10 protein-coding genes are annotated in these 15,784 nt (G+C 53.7%); 2 read left to right on the top strand and 8 right to left on the bottom strand.

Features of this window, described 5'->3' with window-relative positions; all coding sequences use genetic code 11:
• Positions 1 to 662 precede the first annotated feature (662 nt).
• From WJU22_RS10460 to rpsA, 8 genes are all read right to left on the bottom strand, one after another.
• The gene (locus tag WJU22_RS10460; protein WP_341843185.1) at positions 663 to 1,223 is read right to left on the bottom strand and encodes a hypothetical protein; all 561 of its coding nucleotides are present in this window, start codon (positions 1,221 to 1,223) and stop codon (positions 663 to 665) included.
• Between the two features lie 86 nt (positions 1,224 to 1,309).
• Positions 1,310 to 2,437 (bottom strand): RtcB family protein, encoded by a 1,128-nt coding sequence (locus WJU22_RS10455; protein ID WP_341843184.1) that lies wholly within the window; start codon positions 2,435 to 2,437, stop codon positions 1,310 to 1,312.
• 170 nt (positions 2,438 to 2,607) lie between these two features.
• The gene (locus WJU22_RS10450; RefSeq protein WP_341843183.1) at positions 2,608 to 5,058 is read right to left on the bottom strand and encodes a TonB-dependent receptor; all 2,451 of its coding nucleotides are present in this window, start codon (positions 5,056 to 5,058) and stop codon (positions 2,608 to 2,610) included.
• A gap of 230 nt (positions 5,059 to 5,288) precedes the next feature.
• Complete coding sequence (locus WJU22_RS10445) at positions 5,289 to 5,522, bottom strand: hypothetical protein (protein WP_341843182.1); 234 nt, start codon at positions 5,520 to 5,522, stop codon at positions 5,289 to 5,291.
• A 1-nt stretch (position 5,523) separates the two neighbouring features.
• Positions 5,524 to 5,739 (bottom strand): hypothetical protein, encoded by a 216-nt coding sequence (locus WJU22_RS10440; protein ID WP_341843181.1) that lies wholly within the window; start codon positions 5,737 to 5,739, stop codon positions 5,524 to 5,526.
• Positions 5,740 to 5,832: 93 nt separating this feature from the next.
• On the bottom strand, positions 5,833 to 7,368 hold the full coding sequence (locus tag WJU22_RS10435) for a SusD/RagB family nutrient-binding outer membrane lipoprotein (RefSeq protein ID WP_341843180.1): 1,536 nt from the start codon (positions 7,366 to 7,368) through the stop codon (positions 5,833 to 5,835).
• A gap of 15 nt (positions 7,369 to 7,383) precedes the next feature.
• Positions 7,384 to 10,533: a SusC/RagA family TonB-linked outer membrane protein gene (locus WJU22_RS10430; RefSeq protein WP_341843179.1), complete on the bottom strand. Its 3,150-nt coding sequence runs from the start codon at positions 10,531 to 10,533 to the stop codon at positions 7,384 to 7,386.
• A 441-nt stretch (positions 10,534 to 10,974) separates the two neighbouring features.
• Positions 10,975 to 12,873 carry a 30S ribosomal protein S1 gene (gene rpsA, locus WJU22_RS10425; RefSeq protein ID WP_341843178.1) on the bottom strand — a complete coding sequence of 633 codons (1,899 nt, stop codon included), beginning with the start codon at positions 12,871 to 12,873 and terminating at the stop codon, positions 10,975 to 10,977.
• A gap of 184 nt (positions 12,874 to 13,057) precedes the next feature.
• Between rpsA and WJU22_RS10420 the strand changes: the two genes are divergently transcribed.
• Together WJU22_RS10420 and WJU22_RS10415 are read left to right on the top strand one after the other, a co-directional pair.
• A complete protein-coding gene (locus WJU22_RS10420) occupies positions 13,058 to 13,954 on the top strand; it encodes a rhomboid family intramembrane serine protease (protein WP_341843177.1) in 897 nt (298 codons plus the stop codon).
• An 81-nt stretch (positions 13,955 to 14,035) separates the two neighbouring features.
• Positions 14,036 to 15,727 carry a hybrid sensor histidine kinase/response regulator gene (locus tag WJU22_RS10415; protein WP_341843176.1) on the top strand — a complete coding sequence of 564 codons (1,692 nt, stop codon included), beginning with the start codon at positions 14,036 to 14,038 and terminating at the stop codon, positions 15,725 to 15,727.
• Positions 15,728 to 15,784 lie beyond the last annotated feature (57 nt).

Here is a 15,784-nt window from a genome sequence, read left to right as displayed (position 1 = left end):
CTCGCATTTGGCAAAGCGGAACTGGAGAAGCCTTTTTCCCGAGGCTACAAACAAAACATATCCATCCACCGAACTCATCCATAAATTGGAAAAAGTACCCCCTTACCCGAACACCAGCATCATATCTACACATCCTGGCAATTGAAACGCCAACGCACACACTCCCCACGCCACCACGCATAAAGCTAAGCAGGTCGATTGGTGCCCTTCAATTCAGGCATGAAATATCCTTCTCCTTTCATCCGGAAATCCGGAAAAGAAGTCATGACAATACTGATCCCAATAACTTTTTTGAAATTGGCAGAAAGTATCAGATATCGATACCCCGCCCCTGGATGTACTTACGGAGATAGTCAATACTCGGGATACTCAAACAATGTTTCTGCAGAAACGCTTCATCAAATGCGCTTTGCTCCTCAAATCCAGCATACCGTGCTTCATAACACCGAAGCTTTAAATCACAAAATTCTTCCCAGGCTTTTCTTGACATGGGCATAGGCCCTTTATGCCAGGGATTACAGCTGCGCTCCATTTCCCAGTGCGAATTGCCAATATGGATCTTTCGATACACCGCCAACGCTCTAATCCAATGTAAAGCCGAATAGAACAACAACGTAACCTTCCAGTCATAAAATTCACCCGGATAGCGATCGCATAATTCTTCATGCAACCGCAAATTGTGCCTCGCCTGTTGAATGTGTCTGTTCATCTCGGATAATTTGAAATTCCGGCATTTGCAGTGTTAAGAATTTTTGCTTCCTGTCGCCCGGGATGTAATCAAACCATACAGGATACCGCTCCGATACATCCAGCAACCCATATTCACTCAACAAGGATCGTACGCAAATCCATGCATCATGACGATCTTCCTTCAACAACAGGAAAAAGCGCAGCGGATCCCTGTCAGATTGATACACCTTCTCAATCAACGCATACCGCTGCGAAAACATCCGCCGCATCAACTCCTCCACCAACCGCGTATTCAACGCCCGAACATCCTTCCCCTCCACAAACTCCGGCCGCAAACTCTCCACCCCAAACATCCCTATCTTGATCCGCGACAACAAATTCGTCAATCGCCGCTTCCTCAATGCCGGCCCCGGACGCAATCCCGGGACCTCAATTTTTTCTGCAAACATGATGATCAGTTTTGCGGTAATGTAACGAAAAAACGGACCGAAAAATTTCTGCTGAAACCCAATACAGCAAAATGATCCGTTCATTTTCAAAATGTGGTTTATATACCGTTTGATGAAAAAAATGAACAAAAAGGGAAGGCATTCCGCCTTCCCTTTTATCGTTTATCCGATCAGATTTCGGAATACTTGATCGTCACGATCGGAACCGTCTGCGTCACCCGCCTCAAATGCGGCTGGTAACGAAAAACCTCCGACGCATCCTTATAAGCATAGTCGAACTCCTGCAGGTAACCTGACGGGAATTCCCCGCTCCGGTCGAGCAACTCGGGAAACCGCACCCGGTAAGCCTTCCGGTCTTTTTCCTTCAAAACCGTCCGCCAATGCTTCATCGCATCGAAGCGCGACAACCGCCGCCCCGCTCCATGCGCACAGGAATCCAGCGCCGCGCCCGCACTTCCGCGAACAGGTTTCACCAGCAAACTCCCGCGCACCATCGATAATGGGATCACCGCCGTTTTCCCCTCACGCAACTCCGTGCTCCCCTTCCGGTGAACGATCCCTCCATCCATGAACCGCAAATGATTATGGATGGAATCGCCCATCACATAATCCGTTCCGTGCAACGCGCCCACTTCTTCCAACCCCGAAAACCGCTCCCGCAGATAATCGCGGCGGATCCCGGCCTTCCGGCTACGCACATAATTAGCCTGCTGCAGGAACAACAACGTCTTGACGCAGAAATCCTTCCGCCGCTCGTAACCATATCGCAACGTCCGTTCATACGTGCCGTAAAATTCGGGGCCCAAAAAGTCGCGATGCACAAAATCCACACTACTGCCATATTCCAGTGAAAAACGGCGCGTCTGGTCCAGGCACTCCTGGTACAGCGCGATCCCGCGGTCGCGGGTACCGGTATGACAAATAATGTAAACGTTGGCGTCGTCTTCCTCGATCGACAAAAAATGGTTGCCGCCCCCCAACCCATCGTCCGTCATCGCCTTATGGGCGTGATACAGCGCGGGATAATGGGCTTGCTTATCGAACGGCTTCAACCAGTCTTCCTTGCTGACCGCCAGGTACATGACGCCGCAACCGATGTCTTTCCCCGTGATCAGCGGATAACAATAATCCTTCGTCCGGAAAGCGACGCCCACAGGCAAGGCTTTCTCGGCACAATAATGTATGTCGGTAAACGCGCAGATTTCTTCCACGTGCGGCTTGCCGGCATACGATTGCAGTTGCTCCAGGGCGTTTTTCTCGATGCCCTGTGCGTCGCAATAGAATGCAATAGTTTGCATACTCCTTGATTTTCAGTAAATACAAGCGATAATTCTCAGGGCTTTGGGTTAACATCCGCCCCTTACAGAGATGTCAGCAGCCGACTTCGTCGGAAGGCGCAAAGATAGGATTTTCCTGAAAACAAAAAAGGCGCCCCTTGCGGAGGCGCCCTTTCCTTCACTAAAATATCTTAGAACTTGAATGTCACGTTCGCGGAAACACGGCGCGGCATTTGTTTTTCGATGGTCGTCCAACCGGTAAAATATTCCTTGTTGGCGATATTGTCCATCTTCAGCGCAAGCCGGAATGCTTTTACGTTGTAGAACACGGAAGCATTGAACACCGTGTAGGCAGGCAACGTGAAGGTACCGGTACGGGAATCGTTGGTGATCACGTTATCGCCGGCATAGTTGCCACCAGCACCGATCCCGAAACCGTTCAGCTTACCGCTGAGCACCGTGTAGGTAGCCCACAGGTTGGCGAAATGCTCCGGGCCCGCGCTCACCGGCCTGCGGCCGAGCGTGAATTTGTCGGCTTTCACCATTTTGCTGTTGTTGTAAGCGTAACCGGCAATGATGTTCAGACCTTCCACGGGAGAAGCGTTCAGGTCGAACTCTACGCCTTTGCTGCGCTGGGTACCGCCCTGGTAAGTATAATTATAGGTCACGCCTTCTTTTACGATCGAGCCCTGCATGTTCATATTGTCTACTTCGATGTCGTAGTAGCTGAGGGAAGCGTTCAAGCGATTTTTCAGCAGGTCCACTTTCACACCGCCTTCATACTGATTGGCGTGCTGCGGCTTGAAGTTGCCGTTCAGCTCGGGCAGTGGCATCGTAGCCGGCGCCACGTTCTTGAACCCGTTCATATAGTTGGCGAAGAGCGCTACCCTGTTTTTCACCACCTGGTACACGAGCCCGAACTTCGGAGAAATGGAAGTCTGGTTGAAGTTCCCGGTTTTGGTGCCTTTCACGAAGTCTTCCGTTCCCTTGTTCTCGAAATAATCCACACGAACGCTGGCCATGGCGAGCAGTTTGTCGGTAACATTCAACACATCGGAAACATAAGCGCTATAAGTGTAATTGGTAAGACGGTTGCGGGTCATGCCTGCTGTGAGGCCGGCCAGTTTCGCGTCTATCGCGGGGCGATTGAGCTGTCCATATCGCGGATCTGCCGGATTAACGGCGCTTACCACGTCGAACACGGCATAGGGCGAATTGTTGTTGGTGGTTTCCATGCCGAGGAAGTCGAGGCCGAACACCAGGCGGTTACGCATGGAGCCGAGCTTGAAATCGCCGATGAAATTCTGCTGGATGCCAGTCACCACCGTCGAGGAATTTTGCGTGTAGGCGTAGCGGGTCATGAAGGAATCCTGCGGCTGGGCGGTTTGTCCTGCTGGAAGCGGGTTGTACGGCGCATCCAGGAACATCACGTATTGATAGTAACCGTCGCTTTTGCGGTTGCTGCGCGACAGGTTAGTTTGAGACGTCCATTTGTCGGACAGTTTATAATTCATTTGTCCGTAGAGGTTCACGGTAGGCGTGCGGTTGGTCACGTCGTTGCTGGTATAGGAACGGTCGAAATCCATCCCCAGTTCTTTCGGCGTGCGGGCTTTCAGTTGGCGGCTGCGGTTGAGGAATACCATGAGCGGATTGGTGCCTTCGCCATTGTAAAACTCGGCATTCACGTTGAACGACAGCCGGTCGTTCACCTGGTAGGAGAAGCTGGGCGCCACGAAAAACGATTTGCGGAACCCTGCGTCCTGGAAGGAATTTTCGTTATGGTACGCGGCATTCACGCGCAGCAATGCGGATTTGTCGGCGTTCAGGGGCGCGTTCACGTCGGCCGTGATGCGGGTAAGCCCGAAGCCGCCGCCGGTGTAAGACAGTTCGCCGCCGAAATGATCGTATGGTTTCTTGGTTACGATATTGATAAGCCCGCCGAAGGAAACGAGGCTGCTGCCGAAAAGCGTTCCGGAAGGGCCTTTGATGGTTTCGATATGTTCCACGTTGGCGGGGTCGATGCTGCCATTGGTGAGACCGGCAATGCCGTTGATCATAGACGGCTGAACGGCGAAGCCGCGCATGGAGAAATAGCTGGCGCCGTCGTTGGGGCGGCCGGTAGACGACCACATTTTGTTCACGCCTGGTGCGTTGCGCATGGCATCGTCGAAGGAAACGACCACCTGTTCTTTCAGCACTTCCTGCCCGATGGTGTTATAGACCTGCGGATTTTCCAGGTTTTTGATGGGCAGGCGGGCGATGTGGTCGCTTTCGCGTTTGCCTTTCAGCTGTGTTCCTTTTACGATCACTTCGTTCAGCTGGGTGTTGTTCAGCTGCAGATTGATGTTGACTTCAGCCGTTTGATTGGCTTCTACGGTCACGGTTTGTTCGGCCGTTTCGAACCCTACGAGGGAAACCTGGAGGGTGTAGGTTCCGGGTTGTACCCGGCGTATGTTGAATTCGCCTTTCTCGTTGGTCATGTCGCCGCGGTTCTTGCCTTTGAGCAACACCGTTACCATGGGAGCCGGCTGGCCGTCGTTCGTGCGAACGATACCCAAGATGTTCCCGGGCACCTGGTCTTCGGCTTGCGCCACGAAAGTGCATCCAAGGATCAGCGTTAATACGTACAGTAATTGTTTCATCGTCTATGTTTAATAAAGCAAATATTTATGTTGATGCGCATACCGGCTGAACAGAAAAAGCCCGTTGCGGGGGAACAAAACGGGCTTTAAAACGGTATGATAATCCGTCGCAAAGGTGGCACAGGATGAGGGGCTAATCTTGACGAAATGGGAAATTGATTTACGCGATCGGGAAAAATACGGGGAACAAACTTAGCGTAGATATAGGATAAAATATGTAATATTTTGATTTACAACAGATTGACATAACACCAATAGCCGAATCCGATCACGGCAGCGGATATCAACAGGCACAAAACAAGCACCCGGAAATTATCGAACTGTTCATCTTCATGCTGATAGTCCTTCCAACGCCGCTTCCTGCCGGCAATTAACCAGCGTAAGGTTCCGCCCGTCAAATCGACGGCCTCCCTTCTCCACCAGATTATAATTGCAAAAAAGATCAAAGCCTTTATCCATTCCATATCAAAACTTCATTAAATAAACACTTCCGGCGATCAAAGCGGCTATCGTTATCCAAAACAGCAGCCCTGCGCGATAGTTGTACACGTCATCATCCTCCAGGAATTCCTTCCACGGCCGTTCCCTCCCGGAAAACCACCAGCGCAAGGCACTCCCGGGAACGATCAGCAGATACATTCCCAACATCCGGATAAATATTTCAACCAGAAAGTCCAGCATGACTAAAGAAGGATCCTATCCCCCGAAAAATACAAAAAGAAAGGCATCCCTCCCGGGACGCCTTCCTCCATCTTAAAAAATATATGGCTGGTCTTATTTATTCCACCAAACCTTCGTGGCCAGGTTATCTCCGCCCTGCGATTGGATCGCGGCGCGATAGTTCTCCAGGTTCACGGCCTGCTCCTTCTGCGGATAATACAGGCGCGCCGGAATCCCCGTTCCCACGAGCGGCGTAAATTTGTCCGCACCCGGTTCGGTGCTCGGCGCTCCCGGCCAAACTACGTCTCCGGGCTTCACCAGCCAGGCGGGGTACCCCGTGCGACGGATCTCCGACCATGCCTCGATCCCCTGCATGTACAATGCGAGGTATTTTTGCGAAAGCACATTCGCGGCGCTGGCGGCGGGCAATGCGTTCACATAATTGGTAGCCGCTGTTCCCGCAACGCCCCATTTCTCCAGGGAAGCGCGTACACCGGCCAGGTATTCCGCCTGGTTCCAGCCATGCACCTCGCTCAGAAGGAAATTCACTTCCGCCGCTTCGATCAGTACTTCCGCATAATCTGCCGCGTTCACCACCGTTCCAGGCAGGCTGATGTCTTCCGCTTTCAGGATGCTCGCCACGGCGGGGATCAGGCCATAAGGCTGGCCACGGTACACGCCGCTGTTGTTTACCCGGGCGTACACGGCCAGGCGGGGGTCCGCTGTGGTGAAGGGGCCCTTCTCCCCTTTCAGCACGTCTATCAGGATGTGCGAAACGGAAAAGTCGCGGCGGTTCTCGGTGACGGTAGCACGGAACAGCGGCGCCTCGTTCGGCGATTTGTTCTCGTATTTCAGGGTGGCGTTGTCGGCGTTCGTGGTGATAAGTCCGCCGGCAATGGCTTCCTGGATATGCGTAGCCGCCACCTGCGGCAGTTTCGCCTGGATGCGCACGGCTACGCGCAGGCGCAGCGAGTTGGCGAACTTCTTCCATTGTGCGGTGTTGCCTTTGTAAATGCCGTCGTACGCCTGGAAGGTATTGGCGGCGGTCAGTTGCGCCGCTGCTTCTTTCAACTCTTTCAGGATATCCGTATAGATTTTCTCCTGCGAAGCGTATTTCGGTTTCAGGATTTCAGGGTTGATTTTCAACGCCTGGAAATCGGGATCGGAACTGCCGTACGAGCTGTAGGGAATATCGCCGAACACGTCGGTGAGCGACAGGAAAGCGAACGATTTCAGGATCCGCGCGATGGCGATCTGGTTTTCGTTAGGCCCCACCGTGCCGGCGGTCCTGTCTTTGGTCAGCGGATCGGTGTTGAGCCGGATGATCTGCTCCAGGTTGTTGAGTGCTTTGTAAGTATTGTCCCACACCGCGTCGGCGTTGGTACGCCCGATGTCGTACCGCGATTCGTTCGTGTACTGGTTCTGGGAAAAATACTGTGCAAACAGCATGCTGCCGCGGAAATTGGCGGCCGAGCCCCGCAGTCCGTCTACCAGTTGCTTTTGCGCGGTAGAAATAATGGTCGTGGTCGGCACATCTGCCGGACGGTTGGGATCGGTATTGATATCCCGGAATTTATCGTCGCTGCAGGCGGCCAGTAAAAGTCCGGCCACGGCTGCGAATGTATATTTCAGAAAAGTGAGTTGTTTCATGTTGATGTCGGTTTATCAGAATTTCACCTGTACGTTTACGCCGAATGTGGCCGGCACGGGGATGTTGCCGCCTTCGATGCCCTGGATGTTGCCACTGCTGCTCGTCAGTTCCGGGTCTACGCTGCGGTTGTCCTGGTAGATGTTCCAGAGGTTGCGGCCGTAGGCGGATACGCGCAGTTGCTGCACCGTTTTGTTGCGGAACGGAATGGTATAACCGGCCGTGATCTCGCGGAGCTTCACGTAAGTAGCGTCGAAGATGCTTTGTGTGGTAGGCCCGTTGGAAAAGCCCAATCCCCAGGTTTGTGCGGAAATGCGGGTGGTGTTGGGTTTGGTGTTGGAAACGGAATAGCTGCCGTCTGCATTGAACACCACTGTTCCATTCACGCCGTCGAGCACCAGGCCGTTTTCACGGATACCGTTTTCGGCGGTCGCTTTCAGCACGCCCGTCTGCATGCCCACGCTATAGGTTTGCGAAAACACCTTGCCGCCCACGCGCCCGTCCACCAGGAAACCGGCATCGAAACGTTTGTAGGTAAAGTGCTGTCCGATACCGAATTGCCAATTGGGGAGCACGCTGCCGAGGGGCCGCATCTGTTCCGTGCGCAGGTACGATCCGTTATCACCGATCACTTTGTTGCCCTGCGCATCATACACGAAATCATATCCGCGCAGCTGCCCGAACGATTCGCCTTCCTGCGCTACCAGCGCGATGAGGCTGTTGGCATCGTTGATGGGGAAGCGGGTCACGCCTTCGGTCAGTTGCACTACTTTATTGCGGTTGGCAGACCAGTTGAGGCTCACGTCCCAGTTGAAATCCTTCGTGGAAACCGGAACGCCTGTCAGCGTCACTTCCAGCCCTTTGTTATTGATCTTGCCGGCGTTGATGAACTTACTGTCGTAGCCGAAAGCGGTGGATGTGGGGATATTGATGATCTGGTTGCGACTGTCGTTGGTATATGCCGTCACGTCGAGGCCCAGCCTGTTTTTGAGGATCCTGAAGCTCACGCCCGCTTCCAGCGAGGAAGTGATCTCCGGTTTCAGGCGACTGTTCGCCAAAACGGCGGGGAGTTTGTAGCCCGGGTTGCCGTTGAACGACTGCACCGCTTCATACACCTGCTGCAATTGATACGGATCGGTATCGTTGCCCACTTGCGCCCAGCTCAGGCGAACCTTCAGCAGATCGAGCCAGGAGGTGTTCTTCAGACCGTTCAGTTCGCTCACGATAAAGCTGGAGGAAACGGAAGGGTACGCGAAGGAATTCTTATCGAGCGGCAGTGTTGAGCTCCAGTCGTTCCGGATGGTACCATCGAGGAACAGGATATTTTTATACCCCAGCGACACGCTTCCGAACAGCGAATAGATGCTTTTGTGATAGCGGTTGCTTTCGTTGAGCACGCTGTTCGCGTTTTTGAGGTTGTAATACAGGGGGATGATGAGCCCGCCTTGCGTGGCGGCATTGGAAACCGTCCGTTTCTGGTTCATGATATTACCACCGGCGAACGCGCTGAGCGAGAATTCGTTCCAGCTTTTCTTCGCGTTGGCGAGGAATTCGTAGTTGAATTCGCTGAATTTATTGTTGTATTCGATGTAGTTGCTTTGCGAGCGGGAATACACGGCGATGCGGTCCTGGTAATCGTATCCGTAAAGGTCCGCATTGATTTTGGAGCTGAGTTGCAGCCAGTTGTTGACTTCGTAGTTCAGGCCCACGTTTCCGTAGAAGCGATCGCGGTTTTCTTCGAGATAGCTTTCATAGGCCGACCAGAAGGGGTTGTCGATATATTTGGTGGCGCGCCCGGCGGCGGTGTTTTCCCAGCTGTTGCGGTTCCATGCGCGGGGCGTACCGTCGGCGCGTTTGTAGTCGCGGAGTTTATCGTAGTCCACCTGCACCTGCCCCCACTGGAAGGCTTCGAGCATGATGCCGCGGTTGGTGGCGCCGGTCCAGGGCCTGCCGGTGCTTTGGTTCTTCACGTAATTGAAGTTCCCTGTGGCGAGGAATTTCCCGAACCGGTTGGAGCCGGAGAAATTCAGGGTGTTGCGGTGCAATTTCGAATTAGGTGCGGTACCGCGAACGATCTTGTTGGTGTACGACAGACGGAAGGTCTGCTTGTCGTTCCCGCCGCTCACGGCCACGTTATTGGTGGTGGCGATGCCGGTGCGGAAGAAGTCGGTAGCGTCATGTTTGGGATACACCCAAGGTTGGGGATTGAGGTAATCGGCGGAAAATTCCGGGTCGAGGTTATACCAGTGGAGAACGGGGGTGCCGTCGAGTTTGGGGCCCCAGCTTTCGTCCATGCCATAATCCACGAGGTTATAGGTTTTGCCGTTGATGGTGGCGGTCTGGAAAGTGTTGGCTTTACCGCCGCCGTAGAGATGCTGGCGTTCGGGGAGGCGGACAACCCTTTCCAGTTCGAGGCCGGAGTTGATAGTAACATCGAGCCCTTTGCCTTCGCGCCCTTTTTTGGTGGTGATGACGATTACGCCGTTGGCGGCGCGGGTGCCGTAGAGCGCCGCAGCGGCGGGGCCTTTCAGCACGTTGACCGACTCGATGTCGTCCGGGTTCAGGTCTTGTATGGTGTTGCCCACGTCTTTACCGGCGGAGCCCTGTGCGGTGCTGCGGGTGTTCATGTCGGCGTTATCGATGGTGATACCGTCTATCACGAACAGGGGCTGGTTGTTGCCGGAGATGGAGTTGATGCCGCGAAGAAGCACACGGTTGGAGCCGCCCATGTTGCCGCCTACGGATATTACCTGCAGGCCGGCCACTTTACCGGAAAGGGCGCCGATGGCGTTGGTGGGGCGGGTTTGCAGTTCCGCGCTTTTCACTTCCTGAACGGAGTACCCGAGTGCTTTTTTGGCGCGTGAGATGCCGAGTGCCGTTACCACTACTTCCTGCAGTTGCTTGTCTGACGAATGCAATACGGCGTTGATTTCCGTTTGACCGTTAATGGGCAGTACGAGGGTTTCCATGCCGATGAGGCGGAAGGAAACGGCTGTTGCGGTATCGGGAATGGAGAGGCTCCAGGACCCGTCGGCCGAGGAAATCGTTCCCGTGGAAGTGCCCGCGATGAAAACGGTAACGCCGGGGAGCGGCTGGCCATCGCCGGAGCTGACTTTTCCGGTGATCTTCCTGCTTTGTGCGAAAGTAGTCAGGCTAGTTAGCAGCATAAGCAAGGTAAGCTTGTACAAATGTGACATGGTTTTACCCTATTATTTTTATAGACTATATAGGGTGCGAAGGTAAAAGATGTGTTAAGAAAAACCTAATAAATTTTGGTTATAGTAGATATAGATAGGCTATACTGCCTGATAGCAAAGGGTTTCAGCCGATTTCAAAATTGACGGCCCTTGATTTGTGCAATAAGGTAATCGTGAAATAAATACCACTTCAGGGGAATTCCGGGGCATATTTTCCGTCAAAAGGATGGTTCAAAGATGTGTCAAAACCCAATTCCAAATTGGAAACGGGCTTACAACCAGGGCTTCCACTTGTAGCGAATCCAGCGCAGTGTGCCTGTTCCCGCAAAGTCGGATCGAAAGATGTGCGCATAAAAAAATCCCTCCCCGTTTGACCGGGAAGGGATCTTTTATTTTACGAAAACAATACTACTACTCGGCTTTCTTTTCTTCGCCGCCTTCGGATTGTTTCAGTTTTTCTCTGAGTTCGGCCAGCGCGCCCAGGTCGCCCAGGGTGGCTTTTTCTACCTTAGACTGGATGTTTTTCACAGTCTTGCGGGTTTTCTCAGCGTCAGCACGTTTTTCTTTGATGACAGCATCTTTTTCGTCGGCTTTCGCTTGTTCCCAAACCTTGGTATGAGAAACCAGGATGCGTTTTTCGTTGCGATCGAATTCGATGATCTGGAATTCTTTCACGTCTTCAACAGCGATCGGTTTTTCATCTTCGGTGCGCAGGTGACGGGCGGGAGCGTAAGCTTCCAGGCCGTATTGCAGCTGCACGGTAGCGCCTTTGTCGTCTTTCTTCACAACGGTACCTTCATGGATGGAACCGATGGGGAAGATAGTTTCGAAGGTGTTCCAGGGATCTTCTTCGATCTGTTTGTGACCGAGGGAGAGCTTGCGGTTGTCTTTGTCGATACCAAGGATCACTACTTCGATCTCGCTGCCCACTTTCGTGTACTCGGAGGGGTGGTTGAAGCGTTTGATCCAGCTGAGGTCAGAGATGTGGATCATACCGCCGATGCCGGTTTCCAGTTCAACGAACACGCCGTAGGGAGTGATGTTTTTCACGATGCCTTTGTGACGGCTGTCGAGCGGGAATTTGGTTTCGATGGTAGACCAGGGATCTTCGGTCAGTTGTTTGATAGACAGCGACATTTTACGCTCGTCTTTGCTGAGGGTAACCACCACTGCTTCGTATTCTTCGCCCAATTTGAAGAATTCTTTCGCGTTGATGGGGGTAGACGCCCAGGAGATCTCGGATACGTGCACCAGGCCTTCCACACCGGGGAGGATTTCCAGGAACGCGCCGTAATCTTCGATGTTCACTACCTTGCCTTTTACTTTCGCTCCTTCGGAGATGGTAGCGGGCAGGGTATCCCAAGGATGGGGGGTCAGTTGTTTGTAACCCAGGGAGATACGTTTCTTCTCGTCGTCGAAGTCGAGAACAACCACGTTGATCTTCTGGTCCATCTGCAGCACTTCGCTCGGATGGCTGATACGGCCCCAGCTGATATCGGTGATATACAGCAAGCCGTCCAGACCGCCCAGGTCGATGAACGCACCGAAGTCGGTGATATTCTTGATGGTACCTTCCAGCACCTGGCCTTTCTCCAGTTTGCTGATGATATCCACACGCTGCTGCTCGATATCGGATTCGATGAGCGCTTTGTGAGATACTACTGCGTTGCGGATAGCCTCGTTCACTTTTACCACCTTGAATTCCATGGTTTTGCCCACGAACTGGTCGTAATCGGTAACGGGTTTCACGTCGATCTGAGAACCAGGCAGGAACGTTTCCATACCGTAAACGTCCACGATCAGGCCGCCTTTGGTTTTGCTGGTAACGGTACCGGTAACCACTTCGCCGGTTTTGTAAACTTCCACGATGCGTTCCCATGCACGTTGCATACGAGCCTGTTTGCGGCTCAGGTGCAGGTTGCCGTCGCGGTCTTCTTTCTCAACTACCAGTACTTCCACTTCGTCGCCGATTTTGAGGCCGGGCAGGTCGCGGAATTCGTTGAAGGAGATCAGGCCGTCGGATTTGAAGCCGATGTTGATCACCACGTCGGTCTTCGTCAGACCAACGATAGTACCCATCAGGAGGCTGTTCTCGTCGAACACTTTGAAGGTACTGTCGTAAGTAGCGTCGTATTTCGCTTTTTCTTCAGCGGAATAGGAAGTTACGTTACGTTTGTCTACGCTCCAGTCGAAATCATCGTGAGCGGTCTCTACAACAGGAGCATTTTTTGTCGCTGTTTCTGCCGCAGCCGTAGCCACAGGAGCCTGTTGTTCAGCGTTTTGTTCGTTAATAATGTTGTTTTCTTCCAAAATATAAAGTTTTAAGGGGGCAAAGATACGACAAATCTACCTCGGAGACAACTTTATTTGGCAAAAAGTGTTACTGATAATGAAGCATTTATGTATTTCCATCCCGATTATCCGTTTTCTGCGCGAAATTGGAAAATTGGCCGTGGGAAAGGCCGGCGAGCATTTTTTTCCTTAATTTTCCGGTATGAACGGAACTACATTCAAAGCGGACATTAAATACTGGCTCAGGCAGGACAATACGGTTAACCATCTGATGATCATTAACATAGCCGTGTTCCTGATAGTGGGCATCCTGCGGCTCCTCGGCACCCTGCGCCTCCCTTTCGCGGCAGAAGCCTGGGCATTCCTGGTAGATAATCTCGTACTGCATGTAGACAACGTCCTTCTTTATAAGCCCTGGGGCCTCATAACCTACATGTTCTTCCACGTCCAGGTACTGCATATCCTCTTTAACATGCTGACTTTCTTCTGGTTCGGCAATTTCTTCCGTGCCGAACTGGGGAACCGCCGTGTGCTGCCACTGTACCTTATGGCAGGGCTCTTCGGCGCCGGGCTGTACATCCTGTTCTATTACCTCCTCCCCGCCACACCCTACCTCGGCGGCTCCCTCCTCGGTGCTTCCGCCGCTTCCATGGCCTTCCTCATCGCCAGCGCCACCCTCATGCCCAACCTGGAGATCAGCATCCTCGTGGCGCATGTCCGGCTGAAATGGCTCGCCATAGCCGTGCTCGTCCTCAACCTGATCTCCATCCCCGACGGCAACGCGGGCGGCATCCTCGCCCACTTCGGCGGCGCGCTCTTCGGGTTCGGGTACGTCCGCATCCTCAAATCCACCGGCACCGACCTTTGCACCCCGCTCATGCGGCTCTTCGATGGCATTAACGGCCTCTTCACCGGGAACAAAACCACCACCCGCACCTTCAAACCCAAAAAATCCCCACTCCGCGTGGTCCGCAATGCGACAGACGCCTCCCACGCCTCCAAGCTCGACCAGCTGCTCGATAAGATCTCCGAAAAAGGCTACAACAGCCTCACTTCCGAAGAAAAACAGTGGCTCCGCCAATACAGCAACGAAAAGTAAACGTTAACAATGCCCTTAACATCCGGTTAACCGGCCGATCCGTGGAGATACGTACATTGGGTATGTAAAATCCCGCGTCCCATGTCCGTCCACTCCATTGTCCGTTGGGCCGGCAAAAAGATTACTTCCGTCATCAAAACGGGGACCAAAGGGCTTCATGAGGAATCCGCGATCCAGAGCGTAGTCCTCGTCAACAGTCTCAGCATCGCACTTAGTACGCTGGTACTGGTCATCGGCCCGATCTTTTATTTGCTGACCGGCAACCCCTATATCGTATTTCCTGCGCTCGCGGAATGCATCATCGCCGCCTCAGCCCTTTATTTAAATTACCTCAACAAACACACCACCGCCGCCCTCGTCACCTTCCTCAACCAGTGCGCCGCCGTTCTGTACTTCGGTCTCGCCCTGGGAGACGTGCTCCTGCTGCAGCTCATGGTCGTGTTCCTCATCGCCGTCACTTTCCTCATCTTCAACAAATCCCGCATCCGCAGGTTCTGCCTCCTCACCGCGCTCACCGTACTGGTGGCCCTCGAAGCCGGGCATTACTTCCATGTCGGACAATTCATTTATCTCGACGGGCAAACCGCCTTCTTCTTCCGCTGGTGCTCCATGGCCGGCATGCTGTTGCTGATCGTGCTCACCGGCCGGCATTACGTGCGCAGCAGCGATTTCCGCCGGATATTCCTCTACCAGGTCACCCACGAGCTCCGCACACCGCTCAACGCCGTAATGCTCGCAGGGCAGCTCATCAAAAGGGAACTGACTTACAAACCCGACGCACGCCGCATCTCCGCGTTAACCGATCACCTCCTCGCGGCCGGCAACAACGCCGATAATATTCTCGGCAACGTTTTGCAACTGGCCAGGAAGGAATCCGGGCGGCACGACGAGCTGAAAGCCGTTCCCATAGCGCCGCGATCCTTCTTTTCCCAAATCGTGGAACTACACGGCGTTGTGGCGCAGTACAGCAGCGTTTCGCTGGATTTCGACATGGAAAACATGCCGCCGTTCATATCCGCCGACCCGGCCAAACTGCACGTCATCACCAGCAATCTCCTCTCCCACGCCATCCAGTTCGCCGACCGCAACAGCATCGTGACGGTGTTTGTACGGGGAACGGCCGACAACCGCTGGGAAATCCGCGTCAGCAACGCGGGGCGCGGCATTCCGGACGACCGGATCGAACACGTTTTCGAACCATTCGTCACCGAAGGCAACCTGGCGGTGGAAGGCACCGGGCTCGGGCTTTTCATCACCCGCGCCAAAACCCTTTCCATGGGCGGCCGGATCGACGTGGAAAATCAACCGGGCGAACGTACCACTTTCATCGTTTCGCTCCCGCTCATTCCTGCAGAACCCGGCCCCAGCCCCAATCTCGTTCCCGACGCCGGCAGCAACGGCGCGCCGCTCAACCTGCATGTGCTCATCGCAGACGACAACGACATGAACAACCTGCTGCTCGCGCAATTCCTCCGCCGGATGGGCTGCCGCGTGTCGATGGCCGTGAATGGCGAAGAAGCCTACCGCCAGGCGGAACATACGAGCCCGGACGTCATCATCCTCGATTACCATATGCCGGTGATGGACGGGAAAGAAGTGCTGGTGAAAGTCCGCGAGGAAGCCAGCCTCAAGCACATCCCGGTGATCATGGCTACGGCAGACGCCTATCAATCTACCCGCCAGCTCCTCATGGAAGCGGGCGCCACCGCTTTCCTCCAGAAGCCCATCAGCTTCGGGATGCTACAGGAAGCACTGGGGCGCTGCGTGAAATAAAAAAGGCCCCGGAGAACCGGGACCCTTGTTCAGATCATTTATCAGTAAACGTAAAAT

The sequence above is a fragment of the Chitinophaga caseinilytica genome, from assembly GCF_038396765.1.
In the GTDB taxonomy this organism is placed as follows: Bacteria; Bacteroidota; Bacteroidia; order Chitinophagales; family Chitinophagaceae; genus Chitinophaga; species Chitinophaga caseinilytica.
The sequence above is the reverse complement of the archived record's forward strand: the minus strand, read 5'-3'. Positions and strand labels throughout refer to the sequence as shown.

Excerpts from the sequence above, each read along its gene's own strand:
- WJU22_RS10460 (WP_341843185.1), bottom strand. The coding sequence starts at position 1,223 with ATGAACGGATCATTTTGCTGTATTGGGTTTCAGCAGAAATTTTTCGGT.
- WJU22_RS10455 (WP_341843184.1), bottom strand. The coding sequence starts at position 2,437 with ATGCAAACTATTGCATTCTATTGCGACGCACAGGGCATCGAGAAAAAC.
- WJU22_RS10450 (WP_341843183.1), bottom strand. The coding sequence starts at position 5,058 with ATGAAACAATTACTGTACGTATTAACGCTGATCCTTGGATGCACTTTC.
- WJU22_RS10445 (WP_341843182.1), bottom strand. The coding sequence starts at position 5,522 with ATGGAATGGATAAAGGCTTTGATCTTTTTTGCAATTATAATCTGGTGG.
- WJU22_RS10440 (WP_341843181.1), bottom strand. The coding sequence starts at position 5,739 with ATGCTGGACTTTCTGGTTGAAATATTTATCCGGATGTTGGGAATGTAT.
- WJU22_RS10435 (WP_341843180.1), bottom strand. The coding sequence starts at position 7,368 with ATGAAACAACTCACTTTTCTGAAATATACATTCGCAGCCGTGGCCGGA.
- WJU22_RS10430 (WP_341843179.1), bottom strand. The coding sequence starts at position 10,533 with ATGCTGCTAACTAGCCTGACTACTTTCGCACAAAGCAGGAAGATCACC.
- WJU22_RS10420 (WP_341843177.1), top strand. The coding sequence starts at position 13,058 with ATGAACGGAACTACATTCAAAGCGGACATTAAATACTGGCTCAGGCAG.
- WJU22_RS10415 (WP_341843176.1), top strand. The coding sequence starts at position 14,036 with ATGTCCGTCCACTCCATTGTCCGTTGGGCCGGCAAAAAGATTACTTCC.